Annotated in this window: 11 protein-coding genes; 6 read left to right on the plus strand and 5 right to left on the minus strand. The window is 71.3% G+C overall.

Annotation, left to right across the window (positions count from 1 at the left end; translation table 11 throughout):
- Positions 1 to 532: 532 nt before the first annotated feature.
- From LO762_RS15120 to LO762_RS15130, 3 genes are all read left to right on the plus strand, one after another.
- Positions 533 to 1,000, plus strand: a complete 468-nt coding sequence (locus LO762_RS15120) for a bifunctional 2-polyprenyl-6-hydroxyphenol methylase/3-demethylubiquinol 3-O-methyltransferase UbiG (RefSeq protein WP_230615523.1) — start codon at positions 533 to 535, stop codon at positions 998 to 1,000.
- 79 nt (positions 1,001 to 1,079) lie between these two features.
- Positions 1,080 to 2,075, plus strand: coding sequence for an HNH endonuclease (locus tag LO762_RS15125; protein WP_230615525.1), 996 nt, complete (start codon positions 1,080 to 1,082; stop codon positions 2,073 to 2,075).
- A gap of 109 nt (positions 2,076 to 2,184) precedes the next feature.
- A complete protein-coding gene (locus tag LO762_RS15130) occupies positions 2,185 to 3,423 on the plus strand; it encodes a CdaR family transcriptional regulator (RefSeq protein ID WP_230615527.1) in 1,239 nt (412 codons plus the stop codon).
- A gap of 104 nt (positions 3,424 to 3,527) precedes the next feature.
- Here LO762_RS15130 and LO762_RS15135 read toward each other — a convergent pair whose 3' ends face one another.
- The gene (locus LO762_RS15135) at positions 3,528 to 5,048 is read right to left on the minus strand and encodes a CBS domain-containing protein (protein ID WP_230615529.1); all 1,521 of its coding nucleotides are present in this window, start codon (positions 5,046 to 5,048) and stop codon (positions 3,528 to 3,530) included.
- An 82-nt stretch (positions 5,049 to 5,130) separates the two neighbouring features.
- Complete coding sequence (locus tag LO762_RS15140; protein ID WP_230615531.1) at positions 5,131 to 6,453, minus strand: cytochrome P450; 1,323 nt, start codon at positions 6,451 to 6,453, stop codon at positions 5,131 to 5,133.
- A 118-nt stretch (positions 6,454 to 6,571) separates the two neighbouring features.
- Here LO762_RS15140 and LO762_RS15145 point away from each other — a divergent pair, with 118 nt between their 5' ends.
- The gene (locus LO762_RS15145) at positions 6,572 to 7,219 is read left to right on the plus strand and encodes a TetR/AcrR family transcriptional regulator (protein WP_230615533.1); all 648 of its coding nucleotides are present in this window, start codon (positions 6,572 to 6,574) and stop codon (positions 7,217 to 7,219) included.
- A 10-nt stretch (positions 7,220 to 7,229) separates the two neighbouring features.
- Here the strand turns inward: LO762_RS15145 and LO762_RS15150 are convergent, their stop codons facing one another.
- Together LO762_RS15150 and soxR are read right to left on the minus strand one after the other, a co-directional pair.
- Positions 7,230 to 9,026: a hypothetical protein gene (locus LO762_RS15150; protein WP_230615534.1), complete on the minus strand. Its 1,797-nt coding sequence runs from the start codon at positions 9,024 to 9,026 to the stop codon at positions 7,230 to 7,232.
- A 57-nt stretch (positions 9,027 to 9,083) separates the two neighbouring features.
- Positions 9,084 to 9,587: a redox-sensitive transcriptional activator SoxR gene (soxR, locus tag LO762_RS15155; RefSeq protein WP_230615536.1), complete on the minus strand. Its 504-nt coding sequence runs from the start codon at positions 9,585 to 9,587 to the stop codon at positions 9,084 to 9,086.
- Positions 9,588 to 9,645: 58 nt separating this feature from the next.
- Between soxR and LO762_RS15160 the strand changes: the two genes are divergently transcribed.
- Both LO762_RS15160 and LO762_RS15165 read left to right on the plus strand, forming a co-directional pair.
- A complete protein-coding gene (locus LO762_RS15160; RefSeq protein ID WP_230615538.1) occupies positions 9,646 to 11,043 on the plus strand; it encodes an MFS transporter in 1,398 nt (465 codons plus the stop codon).
- On the plus strand, positions 11,040 to 12,020 hold the full coding sequence (locus LO762_RS15165; protein ID WP_230615540.1) for an SDR family NAD(P)-dependent oxidoreductase: 981 nt from the start codon (positions 11,040 to 11,042) through the stop codon (positions 12,018 to 12,020). Before LO762_RS15160 ends, LO762_RS15165 begins: the two co-directional genes overlap by 4 nt.
- A 42-nt stretch (positions 12,021 to 12,062) precedes the next feature.
- On the opposite strand, the gene LO762_RS15170 is transcribed toward LO762_RS15165, so the two are convergent.
- Positions 12,063 to 12,539: a hypothetical protein gene (locus LO762_RS15170; protein WP_230615542.1), complete on the minus strand. Its 477-nt coding sequence runs from the start codon at positions 12,537 to 12,539 to the stop codon at positions 12,063 to 12,065.
- Positions 12,540 to 12,551 lie beyond the last annotated feature (12 nt).

Genomic DNA, 12,551 nt, shown 5'->3' on the forward strand with positions numbered 1-12,551 from the left:
CACGGAGGCGTCGATGCGCAGGGCCGTCTCCCCGGGCAGCACGTTGACGAGGTGGGTGAAGGTGTCCTCATCGATACCCTAGCCCTGCACCACGACCTGCCCATCCTTGGCCAGGTAGACCGCAGGACATCCGTTGGCACCGGACCTGTCGTCCTTGAAGAGCATTTCCAGACGCATGGAACCTCCTACGGTTACCATGGTGAATTTTATCCGCGATACCAGCTTTTTCGGGAATCCGTCGTCAACCACTCAGGGGCGACCGCACCTTTACCGCCATTCTTTACATCGTTACCGTTAGGGGATATTAAGAACGCCAAAAATGGATATTTCGACATTACGTCCACCGCCTCGTGTTGGCACTGCGGCGGCGGGGCGGATCGGGTGGGGGGCGGGCGTGTGTTTGGGTGAGGGGGTGCGTGGGTGGGAGGGGTATGAGGGGCGGGGCGGGGAGTTGGGGCGGGTGTACGAGGGTGTGGGGTTCGAGGAGGTGCATGGGGCTTGGTTGGGGTTGGTGCCTGCGGGAGGGTCGCGGGTGTTGGACGTGGGGGCGGGGAGTGGGCGGGACGCGGCGGGGCTGGTGCGGGCGGGGCACCGGGTGGTGGCGGTGGAGCCGTCGGAGGGGATGCGCCGGTTCGGGCGGGAGGCGCATCCGGAGGAGGCGATCACCTGGGTGGACGACTCACTGCCGGACCTCGCCTCGGTGGAGGGCTCTTATGGGCTGGTGCTCGTGTCGGCCGTCTGGATGCATCTGGAGGCGGACGAGCGGCCTAGGGCCATGGCTCGGTTGGCCGTCCTCTTGGCGCCCTCGGGGATGCTCGTCTTGACCCTGCGTCACGGGCCGTCGCCTCCCGGACGCCCGATGTTCGACGTCACGGCCGAGGAGACGATCGCGCTGGCGGCCGGGCAAGGGCTCGGCGTCGTCCTGCGCACCGGTTCGACCGACCGGCTCGACCGCCCCGGGGTCGGCTGGACCACCCTCGTTTTCCGCCACCAGAACTGACATGAAATGAGATGTCCGACTTTGTCGGTGCTCGTCGCTACCCTCCCTGATATCTACCGATCGTGCGGAGGGGCGGGCCGTGGACGAGGACTTCTTCAGGTCGGAGCCGACAGCCCGCTCGGCGTGGCGGATGGCCGTGCTCATGGGCGCGAACGCGCGGACGTACAAGTTCGCGCTCGGCGCCGCGCTGCTCGACTTCGGCGCCGAGGGCCGGACCGAGGTCTCGCTCGTCGAGCTGGCCTCCCGGTACGCGCTGGGCATCGTCGACCACCTGGACGCCGCCCCGCAGGCGCCCGCGGAGAGCGTCAGCCGCCCCACCGACTTCCTGTCGGTCGCGGCCCGCGAGGCGGCGCGGACCAGGGAGCTCGGGGCGCCCACCGAGGAGCTGCTGGACGCCGCGGTGCGCGGCATGCCCGGCATGGTGATGCGGAAGTTCCACAACCTGCGCGGCGGCGTCGAGCTTCCGCACCGGTTCTACGAGCTCGTCGGAGGGCGGCGCGACGGCGTCGTCAGGCTGCTGCCGGCCCTGCACCGCGCGACGGCGGCCGGGGGCCTCGGCCAGCTCCGCGGGGAGCTGGAGGCGCGGTGGAACATCGTGGAGTTCTCGTTCTCCGCCGAGATCGGGCGCGGGCTCGTCGCCGACGGGTTCGGGCTCGACACGTCGGGCCTGTGGCTGACCGACCGGCGGCGGCGGCGCTCGGTCGCCGGGGTAATTCCCGCCGTCCTCGGGTTCCAGCGGGGGCGCTGCCTCCTCTGCTGGGAGCATCTCGACCCGCACGGCGACGTGGCCGTGGACCACGTGTTCCCGTTCTCGCTGATGTCCAGGTTCACCCCATGGCGCGGGCCCGATCTGGACAGCGTCTGGAACCTCAGCCCTGCGCACTCCGCGTGCAACTCCGCCAAGAGCGACCGGCTTCCGACGCCGACGGAGCTGCGGAGGCTGGCCGAGCGGAACACCGCGATCATGGGGTCGCCGCACCCCTTGCGGAGGACGTTGGAGCTGAGCCTGGGGCGGCGGTCGGGTGGGGACTGGTTCGGGTTCTTGCGGGGGGTTCAGGAGTATCTGGAGGGCTAGGGGATGTGTGCGTTGTGCACAGGTTTGGGGGTGGGGGGATGGGTGGAGGAGGGGGTGGGTTGGGGAAGGGTGGGCGGAATGCCCAGGGGGGCGCGGTAGCGTCTGGTGGGTGGAGAAGTGGGAGGTTCCTTCTGGGCGGATCGCCGGGTTGATCAGGGAGGGTGCCTCGCGGTTGTTGCAGGGGCCGGAGGGGGTGTTCCGGGACATCGACGCGGCGGTGCTCAAGGTGGGCGGCGAGCTGTCGCGGGACTCGGCGTTCGTTGAGGGGGTGCGGCGGAGCAACCGGGCGGTGCTGCTGCGCTGGGCGCTGGCCAACGTGGCGCGTCCCGGCGAGCCCGTGGCGCCCGAGATGAGCCCGGAGGCGATGGCGCTGCTCAGCGAGCTCGTACGGCGTGGCCTGGATGATCGCGCCCTGCATGCCTTCAGGGTGGGCCAGAACGTCGCGTGGCGGCACTGGATGGCGGCGGCCTTCACCCTGACCGAGGACCCCGCGGAGCTGCGCACCCTCCTCGACATCACCTCCCGGTCGGTGGCCAACTACGTCGACACGGCGCTGGCGGCCGTCACCGCGCACATCGCGCGGCAGCGGGACACGCTGACCCGCAGCGTCCACGCCGAGCGGCTGGAGGCGGTGAAGCTGCTGCTGCGCGAGTCGCCCCTCGACCCGGCGGAGGCCGGTGCCCGCCTTGGATACCGGCTGGACGGGACGCACACGGCGGCCGTCCTGTGGAGCTGGGAGCCACGGCCGGAGCCAGGCGTCCTGGAGCAGGCGGTGCAGCTGCTCGCGACGCACGTGCCGGGCGGGCGGCCGCTCACCGTCCTCGCCGACGCGACGACGCTGTGGGCGTGGCTGCCGGGACGGATCCGGCCCGACGCGGACGGCCTGGAGAACTCCTTCGGCCGCTTCCCCCGCCTGCGGGTGACACTCGGCGCGACGGCCTCCGGGGTGGAGGGCTTCCGGGAGAGCCACTTCACCGCGCAGGCGACCCGCCGCCTTCTGGACCATCCGGACCCACCGAGACGCGTCGCCGATTACGACCGCGTCCAAGCCGCCGTGTTGGCCACCCAGGACCTACGCGCCGCCCGGCACCTCGCCGAACGCACCCTGGGCTCGCTCGCCGAACATCCTGAGCTGTGCCGCACCTTGCGCGCCTACCTGGCCGAGCAGTCCAACGCGGCACGCGCGGCACGCAACCTGTACCTGCACCGGAACACCGTCCTGACCCGCCTGGCCCGCGCGGAGGAACTCCTCCCCCGACCCCTGAACGACAACCCCTTGAACCTCTCCCTAGCACTGGAGATCCACTACTGGCGCGGCACCCGCCCCGCCGACGAACCAGCCGGCTGACGTCCGCATCCCCGCGACGACCGACATGGCCTTCGGCGTCCAGAAGCTCCCCATGGACTGCCGCACCGGCCTGGGAAAGCACCGCCTCCCCGGGGCTCTCCTATTCACGGCCTCGGATCGACCGTCTTCAGTATCCAGAGCAGACCCCCGATCGCACGGAACCCCCGATCATCGATCTTGTCCGAACTGAAGTGCATAAGGTCGTTGCGGACCCTCGCCACCTCCTTGAGCAGGTCGATCACCTGTCGCCTGTCGACGTTCCAGCCGAGTTTCGCCCAACAGGAGTCCAGGCCGACCAGGAAGGGGTAGGCGCCGAGAGTCATCTGCTCCTCCGACGTCACCCACCGCTTCCGCGTCGCGCGCTGGTACTCCTCCTCGGTTATCCCGGCGCTGCGGCAGCTCCGGCGCAGGCGCGTCTCCACCTCCTCGACCAGGACGAACGGGCGCACATGGTCGCCGAACTGCCGGGTCAGGTCGGACGCCGTGACGATCCCCGTGACCCGTGCCCGGTCGGCCGCGCGGACGAAGACGAACTGCTCGGCGTCGATCACGCCGATGAGGTCGAGCAGCGGAGCGTCGTGGTCGACGACGGTCGCTCTCGCCGTCGCGTCCGCGAGGGTCGGGGAACTGCGCGCCACATGCGCGCGGCCGACGGACTCCCAGCTCACCGCGCCGTGATAGCGGCCGTCGTCATCGATGACGGCGAGCTGGGAGAAGTTGTGCGAGAGCATCGTCGTGACGGCCTGCTGGAGCGTCGCGGTACTCGGCACCGCCACGATCACAGCGGGGGGCAGCGTGCCGATGTGCGGGGTAACCGACGCGATCGCCTCGACGTCCTCGACGTCCTCGACGTCCTGCCTGGCGTCCTCCGTCTCGGCCGTGGCCAGCTCGGGGCTCACCGGGACCAGCGCTACGACGGTGTCGAGCGATCCGTCGGTGAAGGGCGGCCGGGTGGTCAGTCCGGCGTCGGCGAGGTCCTGTCTGACCAGCTCGATCACGGCGGCCGTCCGGCGCTGCCATCCCCAGTGTTCGAGCAGGTCGCGCACCGTGAGCCGCCTGGGCTCGCCGGGGCCCGCGACGGCCTCCGCCAGGAGCTTCTGCCAGTGCGTGACCTCCTCGGCGCCGTCCACACCTGGGTCGAGACCGTGCTCGGCGACGGCGGCCACGCGGCGTGCCGCGTCATTGCGCGTGAGGCCGCAGACCGTCAGCAGGGAGCCGACGCTCGCCCTGAGGTCCGGCTTGAGCGCGTCCCTTGCCACATCCCCGCGCAGCCACACCACGTCGCGCACATGCTGGCGTCCCTCCGGCGCCTCGTCCCGATGCCGATAGCGGCCGCTCACCCTACCGACGGCGAGTCTGCCCGGATCGGTATGCAGCGGCATCACCACGAGGTCGCCGACCGCGATCTCCTTGGCGAACCGCCAGAGCTGTCCCGTCCAGTTCCCGGCGACCTTGGCGGACAGCTCGGGGTAGGCGCGCTCCACAAGCGCCCTGAGATCCTCCCGTGAGGCCGCGGCGGACACGTCGCCCACCTTCGACCAGCCGACGATCGTCAGGCCGGACCCCAGCGCCTCACGCTCGCGCTCGCCGTCGCGGCCTCCCCTGATGAGCCAGGCAGCGGACACCCGATTCCTCCCTTGACGCCCGGTGTGGACTCGGGAATCTCATCACGGGAGTGGGGGTCGGAGTCTGAAGATCGGCGATATTTCAGGGGGCGGGTGGGGTGAAGGTGCAGGGGAGGCGTTTCAGGCCGTTGATGAAGCCGGATTCGAGGCGGTCGGGTTCGGCGGTGGTGTGGATGTCGGGGAGGCGGGTGAGGAGCTCGCGGAACATGACGGTGATCTCGCGGCGGGCGAGGTTGGCGCCCAGGCAGTAGTGCGGGCCGGGGCCGCCGAAGGCGATGTGCGGGTTGGGCGAGCGGGTGATGTCGAACGTCTCCGGGTCGGTGAAGACGGTCTCGTCACGGTTCGCGGAAGGGTAGTAGAGGGAGACGCGGTCGCCCTTGCGGAACCGGTGGCCGTTCAGCAGGTAGTCCCGCGTGACGTTGCGGCGCATGAAGATGACGGGGCTGCTGTAGCGGATGATCTCGTCGACGGCTCCCGCGATCCTGCCTTCGAAGTCCTCCAGCAGGAGTGCCTTCTGGTCGGGGTGGTCGGTGAGGAGTTTGAGGCCGTGGGAGATGGCGTTGCGCGTCGTCTCGTTGCCCGCCACGACGAGGAGCAGGAAGAACGCGCCGAACTCCTGCGGCGTCAGCTTCTCGCCGTCGACGTTGGCGTTGACGAGGGCGGAGGTGAGGTCGCCGGTCGGGCGCCTGACCCGCTCGCGGCCGAGCCGGGCGGCGAGCCGGTGCAGCCGCCAGCCCGCGACGGACATGGCGCTGAGCGTGCGCAGCATGCCCAGTGTGCTGACCCTGCCGACGCCGCTGCTGTAGTCCACCTGAACGCCGGTGTATTCGGGGTCGGTGTACCCGATCGTCCGGTTGGTCAGGGCGATGACCTGGCCGTACTGCTCCGGCGGGATGCCCAGCATGTCGCAGATGACCTCGGTGGGGAGCCGCACCGCGACCTTCGCCACGAAGTCACCCGGACCGGACTCGATGAGCTCGTCCACGATGCGGCGGGCCCGTCCGGCGATGTCGTCCTCGGCCTTGGCGAGCATGCGCGGGGTGAACGCGCGGGAGACGACGCGGCGGATGACGGCGTGCCGCGGGTCGTCCATGTCGATCATGGACTTGAAGTAGCGCTCGACGATCCGGGGAAGATCGGTCGGGCTGGTGGCGCTCGGCTCACTGCTGAACACCTCAGGGTGACGGCTCGCCTCCGCGACGTCGATGTGCCGCACGAGCGCCCAGGTACCGGGGCTCTCGCCCACGATCGGCATCTTCGGGAGCTGGAAGTAGCGCGGTCCAGGTTGGGCGCGCAGCACCCGGAACGCCTCCGCGCGCTCCGCCAGGGGCCGCTTCCAGAACCTCAGGTCGGCGAGGTTGATCTCCTCGACCGCGAGCCTCCCCGCTGCGTTGTCCGTGGTCACCGGCGACCGCCCTCCTCGACGTCACGGCGATTCTGGTGATGAGACACACCAGAAATTCTGGTGTCAACGATGACCAGAATCGTCGGCGCCGTCAAGGGGGTGCGGCAGAATCGGACGGGTGAAGCCGCAGCGGACCCGTACCTACCGCGGCGTGCCCGCCGAGGAGCGGCGCGCGCTGCGCCGTGCCGCGCTCATGGAGGCGGGCTTCGAGCTGCTCGGCACCCGCGGCTGGGCGGCCACCACGGTGCGCGGCGTGTGCGCGCTCGCCGGGCTGAACGACAGGTACTTCTACGAGAGCTTCAGCGACCGCGACACGCTCCTGCTCGCCATCGTGGACGCCCAGGCCGCCGAGGGCACCGCGCGGATCCTGGCGGCCGCTGAGGCCGCTCCTGCGAGCATGCCGGAGCTGGCGCGGGCCGCGGTGACGGCGACCGTCGACTTCCTCGTCGCCGATCCGCGCCGCGCCCACGTGCTCGGCCACGAGTTCCCGGCACACCCCCTGCTCCAGCAGCGGCGCGGCGAGATCATCAAGAACCTGTCGACGATGTTCGCCACGCTGACCCGCGAGGTCATCGGGGAGACGCCGCTGTCGGACACCGACGTCGCGCTGACGGCGTTCACCGTCACGTCGGGGCTGTGGGACCTCACGGCGTCCTGGCTGCGCGGCGAGCTCACGATCGATCGAGAGCACCTGATCGACTACACCGTCGCGTTCCTACTCACGACGACGGACCTCGCGGCGCCGCTCTGCCGACGGCTCACCTAGCCGGGCTCCGCTAGCCGGGCTCCGCCTTCCGGCCGCGCAGGCGGGGCGGCTTACGGACGAGGTAAGCCGACACGACGGTGACGCAGCCCAGGAAGACGGCGAAGAGGGCGGCGTCGCGGAAGTCGTCGGGGGCGCCGCGCGTCCAGGCGAGGATGGGCACCGGCGTCAGGACCGATCCGCCCAGGGCGAAGGCCAGGCCACGCAGCGGCTCCACCCCCTCGAGGTACTGGAAGATGGCCATGACCAGCAGCGTCAGGCCCGCGATGAGGAAGCCCAGCATGAAGGGGCCGACGAGGATCCCGGCGAGGTCGAGGGAGTGCAGGGCCAGGCCGAGGGACGCGCCTATGAGGGTGAGCGGCGTACCCCAGCGCAGGGGACGGAGCGGGCCCAGCGCCGCCGGGGCGGCGAGAGCGAACACGAGCAGGCCCGCGAAGAGAGCGCGGTACCGGTAGGCGGACCCATCGGTGAGCGGGTTCAGCCGCCACTCCTCAACCGGCGCGACGGCGAACTCGACCGGAGTCGGCGAGACCGACGCCTCAGGGCCCCCCGCCGTAGGCGACTCCCCGAAGGACGGCGGCACCCCGACACCCGCGCCCGGTGTACCCGTGGACGGCGGGCCCGTAGGAGGCAGCGCGACGCCCGCGCCCGGTGTACCCGTAGGCGGAGCGACCGTGGGCGGCGCCGTGACATCCGTGGTCGGAACGACTGCCACCGGAAGGTCCGTGGGCGGCACCGCGACGGCTGTAGTCGGAACGACCGTCGTCGGAGCGCGCGTAGGCCGCGCATCCGTAGGCGGAGTGGTCGAGGGCGGGGAGGTCGGGAGGGTGGCGTCGGGGGTCGGGGGTGTGGTGGGGGTCTTCACGGAGATGAGGTGGGGGGTGCCGAGGCGTTTCCAGGAGCCTCGGGCGTTGCGTAGGGCGATGCCGTCGTCTCCGTTGGCGACGACGACGATGTGGTAACCGTCGGGGTGTTCGAGGACGGCGAGGGAGTGGCTGAACATCGCGGGGTCCCGGCCGACGGCGTTCTCGCGCCGCAGGAAGTCGGCGCGTCCCGGCGAGATCTCCCAGACCGTCTTCCAGACGTGCCCGTCGGTCGTCTCCTGGACGGCGAGCCTGTGCGGGACGACCCGGTAGCAGTGGGCGGGGTCGGAAGGCAGGCAGTCCGGGGGCGGGGTGCCCGCGAGGGCCGCGTACGCCTGCTCCGTACTGACCCACCGCCACGTGAACCCGTCCTCGGTGGCCACGTAGCCACCGCCTCCGCCGACGATGATCTCCCCGTTGACGGGGACGGCCTGTGCGGCGGTCACCGACCTGTCGTCGACGGAGGTGGCGGCCGTGGCGAGCACCACGAAGGGCACGGCCAGAGCGACCCTGGCGGCGCGCGTCCAGCGCGCCCCGGCGTCACGGGTGCGGAGGTGGACGAACCAGCTGAGCGCGAGGGCGGGCAGCGCCAGCAGGTCCGTGGGGTCGGCCCGTACCAGGGACGGGCCGACGACGGCGGCCCACGCGTGGGAGGCGACGGCGGCCCCTGTGTCCGTCGCCTTCGCCAGGGTGAAGCCGACTCCCGTGACGGCCACGGCAAAGGCCGCCGCCCTGCTTCCGTTCCATCCGAGCAGACCGAGGCAGAGGGCGAGGAGCGCGGGTGCCAGGACGAGCCCCGCGACGTCGCTGAGCTTGCCCGTCACCACGCCGGGGAAGGCAGCCTTCAGAAGGTGGTCGTTGACGGCGAGGACGACGGCGGCGCCGACCGTCGCCGGGTGCGCCGCCCAGGCCAGGGGCGAACCGCGCCCGGCGGGAGGTTCCTCCATGAGCCCGGCCCCTTCCGGTCCGCCTTGCCGATCTCCGCATATGTCGGCCTTGGCAGGTTAGGAGTTCACGGCCGCGAGCGTCTCCTGTCCGTCACACGTGTCGGCGCGGGAGGCCGGAACGGGCCAGCGGCGGGGCCCCGATCCGGTGTCGGCGAGCGTGTCCGACGGGTTGCTGAGGGAGCACGCGGTGAGGCTGAGGCAGCCGCACCCGATGCAGTCGCTGAGGGCGTCGCGCAAGGACAGGAGTTCGTCTATCCGGGCGTCCAGGCGGTCGCGCCACGAGGCCGACAGGGCCGCCCAGTCCGCGCGGGTGGGTGTGCGGCTGGAAGGCAGCGAGCCCAGGGCCGCGCGGATGTCGGCGAGTGGGATGCCGACGCGCTGCGAGGTGCGGATGAACGCGACGCGGCGCAGCGTGTCACGCCGGTAGCGGCGCTGGTTGCCTGCGGTGCGCTCGGCGGTGATCAGCCCTTCGCGCTCGTAGAAGTGCAGGGCGGAGACGGCGACTCCGCTGCGTCGTGACAGTTCCCCGACGGTCAGCGGGGCGGAGGGCGAGGTGGCCAAGGGAACTCCTCGTAATTCGCTTGACCTCAAGCTACCTTGAGGTCCTACGGTCGAGCACATGAGCGACTTGAAAGTGACCCCTGTACCGGCGGAGCCGGGGGTGTGGAGCCGCGCGTTCTTCTGGGTGACGCTCGGCTCGTGCGCGCTGGTGTTCCTCGCCGCCTTCGAGAACATCGCGGTCACCACGGTGATGCCCGCCGTGAGCGCGGACCTCGACGGCGCCCGCTGGTACGCCCTCGCGTTCGCGGGACCCCTGGCCACCGGGGTGATCGGCATGGTCGCGGCCGGTCTGTGGGCGGACCGGAAGGGCCCTGTGGCGCCGCTCTACACGTCGGTCGCGCTGTTCGCGGCGGGCCTGCTCGCGTGTGGGCTCGCCACGACGATGGAGGCGCTCGTCGCGGGACGGCTCGCGCAGGGGCTCGGCGGCGGCGCGATCACCGTCGCCCTCTATGTGGTGGTCGGTCAGGTTTTTCCGGAGGCGCACCACCCGAAGATCTTCGCCCTGTTCGCCGCGGCCTGGGTGGTTCCGGCCCTCGTCGGGCCGGCGATCGCGGGCGGGATCACGGAGCTGCTGAGCTGGCACTGGGTGTTCCTCGGTGTGGTCGGGCTGGTCGCGGCGGCGATGCTCATGGTCGTCCCGGCGCTGCGCGGCGTCGGCGCGCGTGAGGACGCCGCAGCGGCCTCGTCGCACGGGCCCTGGCTCCTGGTGTGGGCCGCGGTCGCCGCGCTCTCCGTGCTGGCGCTCAACCTCGTCGGCGGGGTGTCCGGGCTTGGCGTCGCCCTCTCGCTCGCGGCGATCGCGGTGATGGTGGTGGCGCTCCGCCCGCTCGTCCCGCGCGGCACCCTGACGGCGCGCCGCGGCCTGCCCTCGGTGATCCTCCTGCGCGGCCTGGCCGCCGGAGCCTTCTTCAGTGGGGACGTCTACCTGCCGTACCTGCTCACCGAGGAGTACGGGTGGGGGCCCGCGCTCGCAGGGCTCAGCCTCACCCTGGGCGGCCTCAGCTGGTCGACGGCCTCGGCGGTGCAGGGACAGCTCGGCGCACGGCTGCCGCATGGCAGGGCCGTCACCAGCGGGACCGCGCTCATCCTCGGCTCCCTCGCCGCGACGTTCGCGACCGCGGCGCTCGGCCTGCACCCCGCCGTCGCGATCATCGGGTGGACCGTGGGCGGCGCCGGCATGGGCCTCATGTACCCGCGGCTCAGCACCCTCGCGCTGGGGCTCGCCGCGCCCGCCGAGCGGGGGTTCACCTCGTCGGCGCTGACCATCCTCGACTCCCTCGGGGCCGCCCTGTGCCTCGCCGTCGCGGGCCTGCTCTTCGCCGGGCTGAGCCACGGTTTCGGCGCGGTCTTCGGCTTCGTCACCGCAGTGGGCGTCGCCGCTGTCATCGTCGCGCCCCGGGTCACCCGGACGCGCGAGAAGTCTCCCGTAAACGAACTGATCGAGGTGAACGCATGAAGGCGATCGTGCAACGTGAGTTCGGGGCGGCCGACGTGCTCGTCCTGGAAGAGACCGAACGGCCCTCCCCCGGGCCCGGACAGGTCCTGGTACGGGTGGGGGCGGCGGGCGTGCACACCCTGGACACCGTCATCCGGCAGGGGCAGGCGCCGCCCACGATGCCGCCGCACCACCTGCCCATGACGCCCGGACGCGAGGTCGCGGGGACCGTCGCGGAGGTCGGGCCGGACGTCCCGGAGACGTGGGCGGGCAAGCGCGTCGTCGTCCACGTGGGGTTCCTGAACGGGGGCTACGCGGAGTACACCGTGGCTCCGGCCGCCTCCCTGCACGCGTTGCCTGAGGGCGTCGCCTTCGCCGAGGCGGTGGCGGCGATAGGCACGGGACGTACCGCGCAGCTCGTCCTGAACGCGGCGCCTCCCGGCCCGCAGGACACCGTCATCGTCACCGGCGCGTCGGGCGGGCTGGGGAACCAGTTGGCTTACCTGTCGCTGGCGGCGGGCGCCAAGGTCGTCGCGCTGTACGGCGGCGAAGCCAAGCGCGCGGCTGTCACGGCCGTCAGGGGACGCGACGGCGCGGTGCCGCTCACCGTGGACACGTCGGCCGAAGACTGGGTCGAGAAGATGCGGGCCGAGCTGGAGGGAGGCGCGACCATCGTCTACGACGGCGTAGGCGGCCCCGTCGCGCGGGCCTGCCTGGAGTCGCTGACACGCGGCGGAAAGCACGTCGTCGTGGGCTGGGCCAGCGGAGGGCCGGTGGAGGCCACCACGGCCGAACTCATCGACCGGGCCCTCACCTTCACCGGAGTGCTCGGCGCCCCCATCCGTGAGCTGCGCGTCCTGGAGACACACGCCCTGGAGGCCGTCGCCCGGGGCGAGGTGAAGCCCCTCGTCCACCCCTTCCCCCTGGCCGAGGCCGCCGCCGCGCACACCGCCATCGAGGGCCGTGCGTCCCGTGGCAAGGTCGTCCTCGTCCCCTGAACGCAAGCAAGGGCGCCGCCTTCGAAGGCGGCGCCCTACGCGTCAGTTGAAGCAGTGCTGCTTCTTGTGCACGAGGCCCATCTGGTAGACGCGCTTCTTGGCGTCGAACAGGAACCAGTACTGGGCCTTCTTGTTGCCCGGCGCGGGCGTCACCGCGACGTTGGGGCCCTGCCTGAGCTTCGGGTACGCCTTCTTGGCGGCCTTCCACGTCGAGCCGACGCCGACCCCCTTGGGGGTCTTCATCGACTTCGCCGCGAAGATGGCGATGACGCCGTACCTGCTGGACAGGTAGCCGCTCGCGTCCTTCGGCTTCTTCTTGAACACGAACGTCGTACAGCCGCCGCCGGACTGGCCCGACACCCGGATGAGGCCGGTCTTCAGCGCCTGCTTCTTGGTCTGGCCCAACTTGAGCTTGCCGTAGCCGAAGGAGGTGAGCTTGGGCGGCGCGGCCGAAGCCGGTTGCGCGGCCACGGTGAACGCGAGTACGAGAGCGGTCAGGGTCGCTGCCGCAATTCTCATGGAATCCCTTCC

Source organism: Actinocorallia sp. API 0066, from assembly GCF_020991275.1.
Lineage (GTDB): Bacteria > Actinomycetota > Actinomycetes > Streptosporangiales > Streptosporangiaceae > Actinocorallia.

Bases quoted from the DNA above. Each gene is read 5' to 3' on its own strand.
- LO762_RS15150 (WP_230615534.1), bottom strand. From the start codon at position 9,026: ATGGAGGAACCTCCCGCCGGGCGCGGTTCGCCCCTGGCCTGGGCGGCG.
- LO762_RS15160 (WP_230615538.1), top strand. From the start codon at position 9,646: ATGAGCGACTTGAAAGTGACCCCTGTACCGGCGGAGCCGGGGGTGTGG.
- LO762_RS15165 (WP_230615540.1), top strand. From the start codon at position 11,040: ATGAAGGCGATCGTGCAACGTGAGTTCGGGGCGGCCGACGTGCTCGTC.
- LO762_RS15170 (WP_230615542.1), bottom strand. From the start codon at position 12,539: ATGAGAATTGCGGCAGCGACCCTGACCGCTCTCGTACTCGCGTTCACC.